Here is a 14,764-nt window from a genome sequence, read left to right on the forward strand (position 1 = left end):
GCCCCCGGGCGTCAGTCGGACGGCAGCAGGATCTCGAACCAGACGGTCGACCCGCGTACGGTCGGGTCCGTCCCCCAGGCGTCGCTGAGCTCCTCGATCAACCCGAGCCCGCGCCCCCGGCTGCTCAACGTGTCGGTCTGCGCCCGGGTGACGGTGCCCCGGGTGCCGGAGTCGGCGACCGACACCAGCAGCCGCTCCGGGCTGAGGTCGATCTCCACCCGGGCGGCGGTGCCGGCGTGCAGCAGCGCGTTGGTGGTCAGCTCGCTGGTGCAGAGCACCGCCGCGCCGATCACCGACTCCGCCACCTGCCACTCGGTGAGCTGCCCGGTCATCCAGTGCCGCACCCGGCTCGGCGCGGTCGGCTCCGCCGGCACCTCCATGCTCGCCGACCGGCTCGGCCGCAGCGCGTGCTCCACGGCGAGCACCGCGACGTCGTCCTCGGTGGCGCCGGGCACCGCCGCGCTGGCCACCGCGCACAGCGCCCGCGGGTCCCCGCTGCCCGCGCCGGCCACCGCCTCGGCCAGCGAGCCCAGGCCGGTGGCCAGGCCCTGCCGCCGCCGTTCCACCACGCCGTCGCTGAACAGCAGGAGGGTGTCGCCGGGCGCGAAGCGCACGGTGGTGGTGGCCGGCCGGGAGCCCAGCCCGAGCGGGGCGCCGGTGGGCACCTCCACGTACTCGGCGAGCGGCTCGCCGTTCGGGGGGCAGCGCCGGATCAGCGGGGCCGGGTGGCCGGCGCTGGCCAGGGTGAGCCGCTGCCGGTCGGCGTCGACCACCCCGAGCACCACCGTCACGAAGAGCTCGTGCGTGCCGGCCTCGGCGCCCAGGCTGGTGACCAGCCGGTCGAGCCCGGCCAGCACGGCGTCGGGCCGGGGGTCGCTGAGCGCCAGCGCGCGCAGCGCGGCCCGTACCTGCCCCATCCGGGCGGCGGCCTGCACGTCGTGCCCGGCGACGTCGCCGAGCACCACGCCCAGTTCACCGCCGGGCAGCAGGAAGGCGTCGTAGAAGTCCCCGCCGGCGGCGTTGCCGTCGACTCCGGGGTCGTACCGGGCGGCGATCCGCAGCCGGGGCAGGTCCGGCAGGTGTTCCGGGAGCATGCTGCGTTGCAGCAGCTGGGCGGTGCCGTGCTGGGTCTCGAACCGGCGGGCCCGCTCGGCCGCCTGCCCGGCAAGCTCGGCGGCCGCCGCCAGCAGCGCGCGTTCGGCGGCCGACCAGCTGTGCGCCGCCTGGTAGCCGACCGCCAGGCCGCCGCGGACCACCGAGGCGCGCAGCGGCACGGTGGCCAGCGCCCGGATCTTCTGGTCGTGCCGGTCCACCGCGGTCTCCCGCAGCGGCTGCCCGTCGGCGGTGAAGTGCGGCACCCCGCTGCGGGCCGCGGCCACCACCGGTGCCGGCCAGTCCGCCGGGGTACGCCGCCACAGCGGCGGCAGCCGCTCGTCGGCCTCGTCCAGCAGTTCCCCGCGGATGCGCCGGACCAGCCGCCAGCCGCCCCCGCCCTCGTCCACGGCGAAGGTGACCAGGTCGGCGTCGAACGAGGTGATCGCGTAGCGCAGCGCGACCCGGGCCACGTCGTCCAGGGTGAGAGTGCCGGCGAGCGCGGCGGAGAAGTCGCTGAGGCTCTGCAACTGCTGGGTGACCTGGGTGGTCTCCGCCGCCACCGCGAGCACCCCGACGATCCGGCCGGCGCCGTCGCGGACCGCTGAATAGCCGCGGGTGAAGACGACGTGCTCGACCACCCCGGAGCCGCGGCGGTGCAGCGGCAGGGTGGTCTCCTTCTCCAGGAACGGCTCGCCGGTGCGGTAGGTGTGCTCGACCGCGTCGCCGAAGCCGGGGGCGCGCCAGACCTCGGCGAACACCTCCGGGGCCGGCCGGCCGATCGCCTCCGGGTGCTTGTCGCCGATCAGCTCGGCGTAGCCGTCGTTGTAGAGCAGCAGGAAGTCGTCACCGAGGATGAGGGCCATCGGCACCGGGGAGGCCAGCACCACGTCGACCGCCGCGCGCAGGGTCGGGTCCCAGGTCTCCGGCGCGCCCAGCGGGGTGCCGGCCCAGTGGTGCCCGAGGACGGCGGTCGCGGCACCCGGGGCGGTCGGCGCCCCGGAGACCGGCGCTGGTGGCGTGGGGACGCGCCCGACCGTTCCTGGCATGACCGCAGCCTAGCCCGAGCACCGGTCCGGCATTCCGGATCATCCGCCGCGCGTCGCGTCGTATGCCTGTTCATGCAGGTCAGGGGCGGTCTGCCGCGGCATGTCGGGAAAAACGTGGTGACCGGCGCGGCGTGCCGGGTGAGTGACGGGGTAAGCGCGCGGCGCAGACCATGCGACAGGAGGGACATCATGCCGGAAACCCTGGCGGTCAGGCAGGTCGACATCGGCGATGCCGTGGCCGACATGTGGAGGTCGGTGCTGTTGTTCATACCGAGGGCCATCGCGTTCATCGCGATCCTCGTGGTCGGATGGCTCATCGCCAGAGCCGTCCTGAAGATCGTGGACACGGTACTGGAACGGGTGAACTTCGACCGGGCCGTCGAGCGCGGCGGCATCAAGCGCGCACTGGAACGCACGAAGTACGACGCCAGTGACATCCTGGCGAAGCTGGCGTACTACGCGGTGTTGCTGTTCACCCTGCAGTTCGCCTTCGGCGTCTGGGGCCCGAACGCGATCAGTGACCTGATCTCGGGCGTGGTCGCCTGGCTGCCGCGGGCCTTCGTGGCGATCGTCATCGTGGTGGTGGCGGCCGCGATCGCCAACGCCGTCCGGGACCTGGTCAGCGGCGCGCTCGGCGGGCTGTCGTACGGCCGGATCCTGGCCGACCTGGCGGCGATCTTCGTCATCGCGCTCGGTGTGATCGCCGCGCTCAACCAGGTGGGGATCGCCACGACGGTCACCACGCCGGTGCTGATCGCGGTGCTCGCCACCGTGGCCGGCATCCTGATCATCGGAGTCGGCGGTGGCCTGGTGCGGCCGATGCAGAACCGCTGGGACCGCTGGCTGGACCGGATGGCCGAGGAGTCGCGGGCGGTGCAGGCGCACCGGCAGGCCCAGGCGGCCGGTCGTGGCGACACGGAGCGGCAGATGGCCGACCGGGCGGCGCAGCCCATGCGCGAGCAGTCGATGGCCGGCGGCGGCACCTACCAGTCCGGCGCGGCGAGCGACGAGACGCAGCAGTTCCGTCGCTGAGCGGCGCCCGTACGCACCGAGGAGGGTGTCCGCCGGTGGCGGGCGCCCTCCCGGGCGTCGCTCAGAGCGCCGGGAGCGGACCCGGGGCCGGCCTGCCGAGCGCGCTGGACAGCGCGCAGACCGCGAGCAGCCGGGTGAGCGGCCAGTCGGGTTCGGACCAGTCCACCGGCCCGCTCGGCGGCTGCCAGCCGTGCTCCAGGGCGGCGGAGCGCACCCCTTCGGCGTAGCCGGCGAGCGCGGCGGCGCTCAGCGGCCGCCGGTCGCCGGCCAGGCTGTCCCGCACCGCGGCGGCGTGCTGGTCGACCAGGGCGAGCAGGCCCGGCCGGGCGGCCGCGGCGGCCAGGCCGTCGGCGCCGATCGCGGCGGTGAGGGCGGCGAGGGTGGACCGCGCCGAGTCGACGACGGCACGGGCGGCGACCCGGTTCGACGGCACACGCATGGGGAACGAGGCTAGCCAACCGATCGCCCCGGCGACCTCGGCCGCTCGGGCGGTCTCGGTTCCTCCACCGGTCGGCCGGTGCCGGCCGAGGGGCTTAACCGGGCGTTCGCGGGGCACTAGGAGAACCGCCCGGAGCGGGCCGACCGATACCAGGGAGGGACGGATGGGACAGCAGCCGGACGGCCCCGACGAGGCCCACCGCCGGCCGGCCGGGGTCAGCGACGAGACGGTGGCCGCCCTCGGCAAGCTCAGCGAGGCGCTGGAGTGCGTGGAGCGGGTCCGCGGCCACCTCTACTCGCTGCACCAGCTGGTCGGGCACGCCGACCTGATGCTGGACGACGCGGTGGAGATGTTCCGCGCCGCCGGGCACCCCGACATCGCCGAGCGGATCGTCACCGACCTGCTCGGCCGCAACGTCATCGCCGGGCGGTGGACCTTCCAGATCGTCGAGGACTTCGACGACGGCTACTACGCGCTCTTCCGGGACCTGGACCGGCAGGCCCGCGACCAGCTGGTCGGCGGCCGGCGGCACCTGTACGAGGCGGAGATGAAGGAACGCCGCCGGACCAAGGGCCGCCCCGGACACGAGGCGCGGCCGGGCGCCGCGGGCTAGTCGCCGGAGTGGGCGTCGGCCGGCCGGCGCCGGGCGGCGTCGTCGGCGATGATCACGGTCGCCACCATCAACGCGACGCAGAGGCTGAACAGCCAGGAGCTGTCCGAGACCAGCTTGGCGGAGACCGGCGCCTGGATGGCGGCGAGGAGGAAGCCCAGCCAGGCGAGGCGGCGCTGACGCGTGGTGAGGATGCCGGAGCCCTGTTGCATCCCGAAAGTCTTACGCGGTGATCCGGGCTTGCCGTCAGCCGAACGGCCGATTCTGGATGAGCTGTCCGTTTTCCCGACCGTCCGGACGGTAATTCCGCACCCGCCGGGGGAGGGCCCGGGCCGGCGCCGGCGGCTGGGGCAGGATTGTCGTCCGTGCCCACCACCCCGCGACCCCGCGCCGCCCTGCTCCTGCTGGCCTACCTCGCCTTCGTCAGCCTCGGCCTGCCCGACGGCCTGATCGGGGTCGGCTGGCCGTCGATCCGGGTGGATTTCGGCGTGCCCACCGAGGCGGTCGGCCTGGTGCTCACCGCGGGCACCGTCGGGTACCTCAGCTCCAGCGTGCTCGCCGGCTTCACGCTGGCCCGGCTCGGGGTCGGCCGGCTGCTGGCCGGCAGCACGCTGCTGGCCAGCCTGGCCCTGACCGGGTACGCCACCACCCCCGCGCTGGCCCTGATGGTCGGCTGCGCGCTGCTGCTCGGGCTCGGCTCGGGCGCCATCGACTCCGGGCTCAACGCGTACGCGGCGGGCGCCTTCGGTCCCCGGCACATGAACTGGATGCACGCCTTCTTCGGCCTCGGCGTGGCGATCGGGCCGCTGATCATGACCGGGGCGCTCAGCGGCGGGCTGTCCTGGCGGTGGGGGTACGGGGTGGTGGCCGCCGCCCAGCTCGTGCTGGCCGCGGCGTTCGCGTTGACCGTGCGCGCGTGGCGGGACCGTGCGCCAATCCCCGGCGCCGCGCCGGCCGCGCCGGGGGAGGGCGGTCTGCCGGCGGAGGTCCGGGTGCCGGCCGCCGGCCCGGACGGGGCGCCGGCCGCGGTGGCGGTCGCGCCGGTGCGGGTACGCGAGACGCTGCGCCTGTCGGCGGTCTGGTTCGGCGCGCTGGCGTTCGCCGTCTACGTGGCGATCGAGGTGGCCGCCGGGCTCTGGGCGTTCCTGCTGCTCACCGAGGGGAGAGGGCTGGGCGCGGCGGTCGCCGGGCTGTGCGTGTCCGGCTACTGGGGCAGCCTGTTCCTGGGCCGGGTGGTGCAGGGGGTGGTGGCCGAGCGGCTGGGTGCGCCGGTGGTGCTGCGGGCGAGCCTGCTCGGCATGGCGGCCGGCGCGGCGCTGATCGCGCTGCCCGGGCCGGCCTGGCTCGCCGTGGCCGGGCTGGCCGTCGTCGGCTTCGCCGCCGCCCCGGTCTTCCCGCTGCTCACCCTCACCACCGTCGACCGGGTCGGCCCGGCGCACGCGGACCGGACCATCGGGCTCCAGATCGGCGCGGCCGGGCTGGGCGGGGCGCTGATCCCGGCCGGGATCGGGGTGCTGCTCGGCAACACCTCGGTGGAACTGCTCGGCCCGGCGCTGCTCCTGCTGGCCCTCGCCCTCGTCGCCCTGCACACCGCGAGCACCCGCCGCCGCTGACCCGCCCGCCGCCGCTGACCACCCGGCATCGCCGCTGACCCGCTCGGGCGGATCCGAACGCGGCGACGCCGGGAGTCCGGCGAGCGCTACAGGGTGTCGGGGCCGGTGCGGCCGGTGGTGGAGGGGCGGTAGGCGCGTTCCCGGTCGGTGGGCTCGCGGCCGGCGCCGGCCGGTTCCCCACCCCGGTCCACCGCCTCCGGCCCGTGGCCGAACGCGGCCTCCTCGCCGGCGTCGTTGGCGGTCACGTCGTCGGCCTGGCCGTCCAGGGTCGACCGCGCGACGGCTCTGTCCAGTTCCTCCAGGGAAGTCCGTTCCTCGTTCCGCCACACCTTGTTGTCGTCGGTCATGCCATCGCGGTACCCCGGCCCGGTTGGCGCAAACGACACGCCCGGGACGGCCGGGCTGCCGCTCACCCGCCGGCCTGCTGCCGGTCACCGGCCGGCCGGCGGGTCCGGACACGGCGATGGCCGCCGGGAGCACCGGCGGCCATCCGAGTTCGGTTCCGAGGGGTTGGTCAGGGCTGCGGGCGGTCGACCTTGCCGCGCCAGGCGCCGGTCTCCTGACCGCGCCGCTCGATGAACTGCTTGAACCGCTCCAGGTCGCCCTTGGCCCGCCGGTCGACGATGCCGAGCTTGTCGCCGGCCTGCTCGACCACGCCGTGCGGCTCGAACTCCAGCTGGAGGGTGACCCGGGTGTGCTCCGGGTCGAGCCGGTGGAAGGTCACCACCCCGGCCTGCTTGGTGCCGCCGGTGGACCGCCAGGCCACCCGCTCGTCCGGAAGCTGCTCGGTGATCTCGGCGTCGAACTCACGCTTCACCCCGGCGATCTCGACCGTCCAGTGGGTCATCGTGTCGGAGAGCTGCCGGACCTCCTGCACCCCCTCCATGAACTGGGGGAACTCCTCGAACTGGGTCCACTGGTCGTACGCGGTGCGCACCGGGACGGAAACGTCCACGTGTTCGGTAACGCCACTCATCAGGCATCCTCCTCTTCTCCGCCGGATCGGTCCGGATCGTGGGGCGGTCCGGTCACCAGCGGGTCGTCTCGTTCTTGTGGCCGAGCGCGGCCCACACCTCCGAGACCGTCTCGTACCGGGTCCCGTCCGGCAGGCGCTCCAGCTCGGCGACGATGTCGTCGGGCGCGTCGTTGTCCCGCGCGTTGGCGATCAGCGCCGCGCGGTCACCGGGCAGGGCCGCCATGGTGATGAACCGCCCGAGCCGGCTGCGCCGCTCGACGTCCTGCGAGCTCATCCCCTTCGGCGCGCCGGTGCGCAGCTCACCCGCCGGTGCGGTGGTCGCCTCCGGCTGGTCCTCGCCCGCCGGTTCCGGCACCCGGGCCTCGTCGACCCGGGAACCACCGGTTCCCGGCCCCTGCACGAGGCCGCTGACCTCCTGGCTCATCTGCTCGTCGAGCCTGGGTCCGTGCTTGCTGTTGCCACGCTCCATGCCTGTTGCGCTACCCGGGGGGACCGGCGATAAACCCGGCAAGCGGTCACGTACCGGCCGGCTGCTTCGGCGGCAGCACCGGTTCCGCGGGGTCCGGATCGCCGGCCTGGAGTGCCCGGCCGCGCTGCAACTCGGCGTTGATCTGCACGCCCAGCATCAGCGCCGAGTTGGACAGGTAGAGCCAGACCAGGAACGCGATCACCGCGCCGAGGCTGCCGTAGGTGGCGTCGTACGAGCCGAAGTTGGCCACGTACAGGCCGAAGCCGAAGCTGGCCAGCACCCAGGCGAGCAGGGCCACCGCGCCGCCGGGGGTGAGCCAGCGGAAGCGGGGCTGGCGCACGTTTGGCGCGATCCAGAACAGCAGCGAGAGCAGCACCATCATGATCGCGGCGAGCACCGGCCACTTGCTCACGCTCCACACCGTCCGGGCCAGCCCGCCGGCGTTGATCAGGTCACCCACCGCGTCGGTGACCGGGCCGCTGACGATCAGCCCGGTGGCCACCACGGCGAGCAGCACCAGCGACACCCCGGCCAGGCCGATCTGCAACGGGCGCAGCTTCCAGACCGGCCGCCCCTCGGTCACCCCGTAGATGGCGTTCGAGGCGCGGGTGAACGCGCCGATGAACCCGGAGGCCGACCAGAGCGCGCCGAGCAGGCCGAAGCTGAGCAGCACCCCGGCCGAACTCTCCTGGTCGACCACGTCACGGACCACCCCGACGAAGCTCTCGTTGCCCACCACCGACCCGGCGCCGATCTCCCGGGCCAGGTCGAGCACGGTGTCGACGGTCCGCTCGCCGTCGGAGACCAGCCCGACCAGGGAGACCACCACGATGGTGGACGGGAAGAGCGCCAGCACCCCGTAGTAGGTCAGCGCGGCGGCCCAGTCCGCGCAGTTGTCGGTGACGAAGTTGCGCGCGCTGCGGACCAGCACTCCGCGCCAGGTCCGCCAGCTCAGTTGGCGTACCCGGCGGGGCATCCGCAGGCCGCGCTGGGTGCCGGGTGCCGCGCCGGGCTCCGTCGTCGTCATGGCCCGCTCCCTGTGCCCCGGCCACCGGATGACCGGTCCATCCGGCTTCGCCTGGCCCCGCCGGTACCCAGGCCCGCCGACCGGCAAACGGGCCCCTCGGGCGGGCGCGGTTTGCGCCCGGAATCCTCGGGAACTCATACCGGTCACACGGAACCGTCGAACGGAGGAGGACGAGATGCCCGGGCGCGAGGTACTGCCCAGCACGCTGCGGCGCTCCCCGGCGAAGGCCCAGCGCACGTGGGAGAAGACGCACGACTCGGCGGTGGAGACCTACGGCGAGGGGGAGCGGGCGCACCGGACCGCCTTCGCCGCGGTGAAGCACGAGTTCGAGAAGGTGGGCGACCACTGGGAGCCCAAGGGCCGCAAGGGCCCGAGCGACCGCCAGGCGGCCGGCGGCGGGCCGGAGCGCCGGGCGCCCACCGCCGGTGGGGTGGACGCCAACGCCACCAAGGACCACCTCATGAAGGTCGCCCGCAAGCTGGACGTCCCGGGCCGGTCCAGCATGACCAAGCCCGAGCTGGTCAAGGCGATCGAGAAGGCGAACAACCGGCAGACCGCCAAGGCCCGGGAGAGCGGCCGGTCGCGGAGCCGGTGACATCCGGCGTACGACACCAGGGGCCGCCGCCCGGGGCCTCGATGTGCACCGCCTTGGTCGCGGTGAACTCGTCCAGCAGTTCCGGGCCGTACCCGAAGCCGTGGCCGCTGCCGCGGCGCGGATGCGCGGCACCGCCCGGCGCCCCGCCGAAGACCGCGTTGACCTTCACGGTGCCCACCGGCAGCTCGCGCCAGGCCCGCTGGGCGTGGCTCATCGACCCGGTCAGCACCGTCGCGGCCAGCCCGTACGGCGAGTCCGCGGCGCAGCGCAGCGCCTCGCTGAACGAGTCGACCACCACCACCGGGACGACCGGTCCGAACGTCTCGTCGCGTACCACCGCCATGTCGTGCCGGCAGTCGGCCAGCACGGTCGCCGGATAGAACGCCCCCGGGCCCTCCGGCAGGGTGCCGCCGGCGCGGATCCGGGCGCCCTCGGCCACCGCCGCGGTCACCTGACCGTGCACGTGGTCGCGGTGCCGGCGGTCGACCAGCGGCCCCAACTCGGTCGCCGGGTCGCGGCCGGGGCCGGTCCGCAGCGCCCGGGCGCGGTCCACCAGCGCCTCGACGAAGTCCTCGGCCACGTCCCGGTGCACGTAGACGCGCTCCACCGCGACGCAGATCTGGCCGGCGTTGGCGAACGCCCCGATCGCCGCCTGCTCGGCCGCCCAGACCGGGTCGACGTCGGCGTCGACCACCAGCGGGTCGCTGCCGCCGTTCTCCAGCAGCACCTTGGCGCCGGTCCGGGCGGCGGCCGCCGCGATCGCCCGGCCGGTGGCGGTGGAGCCGACGTGGGCCACCACGTCCACCTCCTGGGCGGCCAGCGCCGCGCCGACCTCGGGCCCGCCGGTGAGCAGCGACAGCACCCCGGCGGGCAACGCGCTGTCCAGCGCCTTGGCCAGCAGCCAGCCGGTGGCCGGGGTGCGCTCGCTCGGCTTGTAGAGCACCACGTTCCCGGTCACCAGGGCCGCGCCGAGCAGCCCGCAGGAGACCGCCACCGGGTCGTTCCACGGGGTGATCGCGGCGACCACGCCGCGCGGCTGCGGCGCCATGAAGTCCAGCGCGTGGTGGCCGCCGTGCAGGGTGCGCCCGCCCCGCACCGGGGCGAGTTCGGCGTACTGTCGCAGCGTGCCGATTCCCGCCTCGACGCCGCCGCGGGCGTCCGCCAGCGGCTTGCCCATCTCGGCCGTGGTCGCCTCGGCCAGCTGGTCGGCGACCGCCGCCACCGCGTCCGCCGCCCGGTGCAGCGCCGCGGCCCGCTCGGCCGGATCGGTCGTCGCCCACTCCGTCGCGACGCCGCGCGCCGCCTCCACCGCCTTGCCCACCTCGTCCGCCGTCGCCAACGGCACGGTGCTCACCGGGGTGCCGTCCGCCGGGTCGTGTACGACCAGCTCGCCCCCTTCGCCACCCGCGCCCCACACGCCACCTATGAGCTGCGCAACCGTGTACATGCGGCAGTGGATGCCCCGGTCCCGGCGAGGCAAACGCGTTTCGCCCGGTTCCGCGTCGGGTAGGCGGATCGGATGAGTTCCACCGGCGCGGAGAGCGCGGACGTTGTCGTCGTCGGGGCCGGCCACAACGGCCTGGTGGCCGCCAACATGCTGGCCGACGCGGGCTGGGACGTCCTGGTGCTGGAGGCCACCGCCGCGGCCGGCGGCGCGGTCCGCTCGGCCGAGGTGACCGCCCCCGGCTACCTGAGCGACCTCTACAGCTCGTTCTACCCGCTCGGCTACGCCTCGCCGGTGCTGCGCGGGCTGGAGTTGGAGCGCCACGGCCTGAGCTGGCGGCACGCCCCGGACGTGCTGGCCCACCTGTTCCCCGACGGCCGGGCGGCGGTGCTCAACCGGGACCCGCAGGTCACCGCGGCCTCGCTGGAGGCGTTCGCGCCGGGCGACGGCAAGCGCTGGCTGAACGCGTACACCGACTGGCTCGAGGTGGCCGAGCCGATGCTGGACACCATCACCACGCCGTTCCCGCCGGTGCGCGGCGGCCTCACGCTGCTGCGCCGGCTGCGGGTCTCCGGTGCGCTCCGGCTGGCCCGGCGGCTGGTGGTGCCGGTGCGCAAGCTCGGTGACGAACTCTTCGACGGCGTCGGCGGCCCGGCGCTGCTGGCCGGCTGCGCCCTGCACACCGACCTGTCGCCCGAGGAGGCCGGTTCCGGGGTGTATGGCTGGCTGCTGGCGATGCTCGGCCAGCAGGTCGGCTGGCCGGTGCCGGCCGGCGGCGCGCAGCGGATCACCGACGCGCTGGTGGACCGGCTGACCGAGCGGGGCGGGCGGATCCTCTACGGCACCCGGGTGGACCGGGTGCTGACCGCCCGCGGCCGGGCGATGGGGGTGCGCGCGGCCGGCGGGACGCTGTGGCGGGCCCGCCGCGCGGTGCTCGCCGACGTGCCGGCCCCGGCGCTCTACCTCGACCTGGTCGGCGCGGCGGCGCTGCCGCCCCGGCTGGTGGAGGACCTGGCGCACTTCCGCTGGGACGGCTCGACGCTCAAGGTGGACTGGGCGCTGTCGGCCCCGGTGCCGTGGCGCAATCCGGCGGTGGCCACCGCCGGCACCGTGCACCTCGGCGCCGACCTGGACGGGCTGACCAGCTACGCCGCCGCGCTGGCCCGCTCCGAGCTGCCGCGCGACCCGTTCCTGCTGCTCGGGCAGATGTCGGTGGCCGAGCCGAGCCACTCGCCACCGGGCACCGAGTCGCTCTGGGCGTACACCCACCTGCCGTTCCGCCGCAACTGGCGGGCGGAGGAGATGCTGGCCCAGGTGGAGCGGATGGAGGACGTGCTGGAGGCGGCCGCCCCCGGCTTCCGGAGCCTGGTCGTCGGCCGGCACGTGGCCGGCCCGGCGGATCTGGAGGCGGGCGATCCGAGCCTGGTCGGCGGCGCGGTGGGCGGTGGCACCTCGGCCGCGTACCAGCAGCTGTTCCTGCGGCCGATCCCCGGCCTGGGGCGCGCGGACACGCCGGTGGACCGGTTGTTCCTGGCCAGCGCGTCGGCGCACCCGGGCGGCGGGGTGCACGGCGCGCCGGGCGCGAACGCGGCGCGCGCCGCGCTGGCCCGCGACCGGGCCGGCACCGGCCGGCTGTACGCGGCGGTCGTCGACGCCGCCCACCGTGCCATCTACCGCTGATCCCGCCCGTCGGCGGCGTCCCGCCGGCAGCGGCGCGGGCCGAACCCGGCAACCCGCTGGCGCCCGCTGCCCGGCCGGGCCCCGTGAAGCCGTGACCGGACCAGCGCCGGTCGGCGCCCGGCGCCGACCCGGCCGCCCGGTCAGCGCTCGATGTGGCGGTGCTTGCTGCGCAGCTTGAACGGCATCAGCGCGCTTTCGATCTTGGTGGCGGTGGTCATCTTGGACGCGCCGTCGCGGCGCTCCTCGAAGCGGATCGGCACCTCGAGGATGGTGTGCCCGAGCTTGGTGGCGAGGTAGTGCATCTCCACCTGGAAGCTGTAGCCGTTGGACTGCACCCGCTCCAGCCCGATGTCCCGCAGCGCGTCCGCCCGCCAGATCTTGAAACCGGCGGTGAGGTCGCGGATCCGCACCCGCAGCAGGGTGTGCACGTAGAGGTTGGCCCAGCCACTGAGCGCCCGCCGGTACAGCGGCCAGTTCTCGTCCAGCTCGCCGCCGGGCACGTACCGGGAGCCGATGACCACGCCGGCCTGGGTGGAGAGCAGCGCGCCGAGCATGCCGGGCAACGCCTCCGGCGGGTGCGACAGGTCGGCGTCCATCTGCGCCACGTACTCGGCGCCGCCGTCGAGCGCGCGCCCGATCCCGTCCACGTACGCCCGGCCCAGGCCCTCCTTGCCGGCCCGGTGCACGACCTCGATCCGCTCCGGGTGCTCGATCGCCAGCTTGTCGGCCACCTCGCCGGTGCCGTCGGGGGAGTTGTCGTCGGCGACCAGGATCCGCAGGCCCGGCAGCGGCAGCGCGAGGAGCCGCTCGACCAGCACCGGAAGGTTGCCCGCCTCGTTGTAGGTGGGGACCACGACGGTCAGGCGTGCGTCCCGCCAGGGCGAGGGCAACTGCACGGGTTCGATCATGTCGGACATCCTCGGTTTGCGGACAGGGCTCCCTGAGAGGGTAGCCACTTGCCACATCACGGTGGAAAAGGCTCCCCGTCCGGGCGGCCGGCGCCGGGCCGAACACCAGCCGCCGGCGCGCCGGCGGCCGGTCAGCGACGCCGACGCGCCAGCCCGGTGAGGGCGAGCCCGACACCGGCGAGGAGCAGGCCGGAGACGGCGGGCTTGTGCGTACCGACCCAGAGCGCGGCGGAGCGGCCGCGGGCCCGGTCGGTGAACACCCCGGCCGCGCCCCGGTCCCGCTCGTCGTCGCCGGGGTGGTCGAGGTTGTCCCGCCAGGTGTCCGGGTCGACCGGGGTGCCGGTCTGCTGGCTGTCGTAGCCGTCGCGGGCGAGCTTGCGGTCCAGCAGGCCGGGCAGCAGCGCGTCGCCGAGCCGGGCCCGCCAGGTCGGGCCACCCACGTTCAGCTCGCGCGGCCGGTGGTCGGCCGCCCACACGATGGCCCGGGCGGCCACCTCCGGGGCGAAGATCGGCGGCACCGGCTGCGGGTGGCGGGGGAGCCGGGTGCGCACCCAGGAGAACTGGGGGGTGTTGATCGCCGGCAGCTGCACCATCGACAGCGTGACCCCCGGGCAGTCGTGCAGCAGTTCGGCCCGGAGCGAGTCGTTGAAGCCCTGCACGGCGTGCTTCGCCGCGCAGTACGCGGACTGCAGCGGGATCCCCCGGTAGGCGAGCGCGGAGCCGACCTGCACGATCGCGCCCCGGCCGTGGGCCCGCATGTGCCGCAGCGCGGCCAGCGTGCCGTGCACGGTGCCGAGGTAGGTCACCTCGGTGACCCGCCGGAACTCGGCGGCGGTGATCTCCCACGCCGGCGCGAAGACCGAGACCATGGCGTTGTTGACCCACACGTCGATGCCGCCGTACCGGTGCACCACGGCGTCGGCGGCCTGCTGCACCGCGCCCGCGTCGGCCACGTCGACCGGGTGCGTGCTGACGTCGGCGGCGCCCAGGGCCCGGCAGTCCCGCTCGGCGGCGGCCAACCCGGCCGCGCCCCGGGCCAGCAGCGCCAACCGCGCGCCCCGCGCGGCGAACGCCCGGGCCACCGCCCGGCCCACGCCCGCGCTCGCCCCGGTGACCACCACCGTCTGCGTCATTCGTCCGCCTTCTGCCGGGTGGCGATGTCGGCGAGGCGGCGCAGCGTCTCCTTGTTGCGCTGGTGCAGCACCAGGTCGTTGAGCTTGTTGCGCACCCAGCGCAGCGGTCCGGCCGCGAAGTCCTCACCGATGCGGACCCGGGTCCTGCCGTCGCCGACCGGCTCCAGGGTGAAGGCCACGATCGCCTCACCCGCCGGCCAGAGCCCGGCGGAGATGGTGAGCCGGTGCGGCGGTTCGCAGGCCAGCACCGTCGACGAGTCCTCCAGCGAGAACGGCCACGGCCCGGCCCGGTGGTGCAGTTCGCTGCCCACCCGCGGCCAGGCGTCGTCCACGTCGCGGACGTGCACCGTCCCGACCACCCAGTCGCTGTACGTCCAGCCGTCGGCCAGCACCGCCCACACCTGCTCCGGCGGGGCGTCGATCACTTTCTCCACAATCGCCACTGCGCTCCCATACCCGCGTGGCCGCCCTCGCTAACGACCGGGCCGGGTTAGCTTCTCCGGGGCGGCGGGTAAGGCCAGCGCGGGCGGACGGGTGGACGCCCCGGGCGCGCGCGGTGCGGCACCGCGTCGAAGATGATGTTTACTCCCCGGGGCGCAGGGAACCCGCCGGCTGTGCGACAGGACCAGGTGGAGCCGGATCAGTGCAGGTCAGCCGGGGTGAACGCCGGTGCTGGCCGGTCCGCGCCCGTCCTGTT

Annotated in this window: 15 protein-coding genes and 1 pseudogene; 5 read left to right on the forward strand and 11 right to left on the reverse strand. The window is 75.1% G+C overall.

Translation table 11 applies throughout. The features are described 5' to 3' along the window. Positions 1-11: 11 nt before the first annotated feature. A complete protein-coding gene (locus Q3W71_RS30510) occupies positions 12-2,141 on the reverse strand; it encodes a SpoIIE family protein phosphatase (RefSeq protein WP_302922928.1) in 2,130 nt (709 codons plus the stop codon). A 189-nt stretch (positions 2,142-2,330) separates the two neighbouring features. Between Q3W71_RS30510 and Q3W71_RS30515 the strand changes: the two genes are divergently transcribed. Next, positions 2,331-3,173: a hypothetical protein gene (locus Q3W71_RS30515; RefSeq protein WP_302922952.1), complete on the forward strand. Its 843-nt coding sequence runs from the start codon at positions 2,331-2,333 to the stop codon at positions 3,171-3,173. A 61-nt stretch (positions 3,174-3,234) separates the two neighbouring features. Here the strand turns inward: Q3W71_RS30515 and Q3W71_RS30520 are convergent, their stop codons facing one another. Beyond that, entirely contained in the window at positions 3,235-3,612 is a 378-nt protein-coding gene (locus Q3W71_RS30520; RefSeq protein ID WP_302922929.1) for a DUF6401 family natural product biosynthesis protein, read from the reverse strand. Positions 3,613-3,775: 163 nt separating this feature from the next. On the opposite strand from Q3W71_RS30520, the gene Q3W71_RS30525 reads away from it, so the two are divergent. Continuing rightward, complete coding sequence (locus Q3W71_RS30525) at positions 3,776-4,225, forward strand: hypothetical protein (protein WP_302922930.1); 450 nt, start codon at positions 3,776-3,778, stop codon at positions 4,223-4,225. Here Q3W71_RS30525 and Q3W71_RS30530 read toward each other — a convergent pair. Beyond that, positions 4,222-4,434 (reverse strand): hypothetical protein, encoded by a 213-nt coding sequence (locus Q3W71_RS30530; RefSeq protein WP_302922931.1) that lies wholly within the window; start codon positions 4,432-4,434, stop codon positions 4,222-4,224. The two genes, Q3W71_RS30525 and Q3W71_RS30530, sit on opposite strands and share 4 nt — an antisense overlap. Positions 4,435-4,587: 153 nt before the next feature. On the opposite strand from Q3W71_RS30530, the gene Q3W71_RS30535 reads away from it, so the two are divergent. Beyond that, positions 4,588-5,835, forward strand: a complete 1,248-nt coding sequence (locus tag Q3W71_RS30535) for a sugar MFS transporter (RefSeq protein ID WP_302922932.1) — start codon at positions 4,588-4,590, stop codon at positions 5,833-5,835. Between the two features lie 86 nt (positions 5,836-5,921). Here the strand turns inward: Q3W71_RS30535 and Q3W71_RS30540 are convergent, their stop codons facing one another. From Q3W71_RS30540 to Q3W71_RS30555, 4 genes are all read right to left on the reverse strand, one after another. After that, entirely contained in the window at positions 5,922-6,182 is a 261-nt protein-coding gene (locus Q3W71_RS30540; RefSeq protein WP_302922933.1) for a hypothetical protein, read from the reverse strand. Between the two features lie 167 nt (positions 6,183-6,349). Continuing rightward, complete coding sequence (locus Q3W71_RS30545) at positions 6,350-6,811, reverse strand: SRPBCC family protein (RefSeq protein WP_302922934.1); 462 nt, start codon at positions 6,809-6,811, stop codon at positions 6,350-6,352. Positions 6,812-6,863: 52 nt separating this feature from the next. Next, entirely contained in the window at positions 6,864-7,280 is a 417-nt protein-coding gene (locus tag Q3W71_RS30550) for a DUF2795 domain-containing protein (RefSeq protein ID WP_302922935.1), read from the reverse strand. Between the two features lie 46 nt (positions 7,281-7,326). Then, on the reverse strand, positions 7,327-8,307 hold the full coding sequence (locus tag Q3W71_RS30555) for a YihY/virulence factor BrkB family protein (protein ID WP_302922936.1): 981 nt from the start codon (positions 8,305-8,307) through the stop codon (positions 7,327-7,329). A 175-nt stretch (positions 8,308-8,482) separates the two neighbouring features. Between Q3W71_RS30555 and Q3W71_RS30560 the strand changes: the two genes are divergently transcribed. Further along, the gene (locus Q3W71_RS30560; RefSeq protein ID WP_109905607.1) at positions 8,483-8,902 is read left to right on the forward strand and encodes a ChaB family protein; all 420 of its coding nucleotides are present in this window, start codon (positions 8,483-8,485) and stop codon (positions 8,900-8,902) included. 16 nt (positions 8,903-8,918) lie between these two features. Here Q3W71_RS30560 and Q3W71_RS30565 read toward each other — a convergent pair. After that, positions 8,919-10,349, reverse strand: a pseudogene (locus Q3W71_RS30565) (aldehyde dehydrogenase); the annotation flags it as partial. Positions 10,350-10,421: 72 nt separating this feature from the next. Between Q3W71_RS30565 and Q3W71_RS30570 the strand changes: the two are divergent. Beyond that, entirely contained in the window at positions 10,422-12,026 is a 1,605-nt protein-coding gene (locus Q3W71_RS30570) for an NAD(P)/FAD-dependent oxidoreductase (RefSeq protein WP_302922937.1), read from the forward strand. Positions 12,027-12,166: 140 nt separating this feature from the next. On the opposite strand, the gene Q3W71_RS30575 is transcribed toward Q3W71_RS30570, so the two are convergent. From Q3W71_RS30575 to Q3W71_RS30585, 3 genes are all read right to left on the reverse strand, one after another. Beyond that, positions 12,167-12,934 (reverse strand): polyprenol monophosphomannose synthase, encoded by a 768-nt coding sequence (locus tag Q3W71_RS30575; RefSeq protein ID WP_302922938.1) that lies wholly within the window; start codon positions 12,932-12,934, stop codon positions 12,167-12,169. Positions 12,935-13,065: 131 nt separating this feature from the next. Then, the gene (locus tag Q3W71_RS30580) at positions 13,066-14,067 is read right to left on the reverse strand and encodes an SDR family oxidoreductase (protein WP_302922939.1); all 1,002 of its coding nucleotides are present in this window, start codon (positions 14,065-14,067) and stop codon (positions 13,066-13,068) included. Beyond that, positions 14,064-14,510 (reverse strand): SRPBCC family protein, encoded by a 447-nt coding sequence (locus Q3W71_RS30585; protein ID WP_302922940.1) that lies wholly within the window; start codon positions 14,508-14,510, stop codon positions 14,064-14,066. The genes Q3W71_RS30580 and Q3W71_RS30585 overlap by 4 nt, the downstream gene beginning before the upstream one ends. Positions 14,511-14,764 lie beyond the last annotated feature (254 nt).

This window comes from Micromonospora sp. C28SCA-DRY-2 (assembly GCF_030519475.1).
Taxonomy (GTDB): domain Bacteria; phylum Actinomycetota; class Actinomycetes; order Mycobacteriales; family Micromonosporaceae; genus Micromonospora.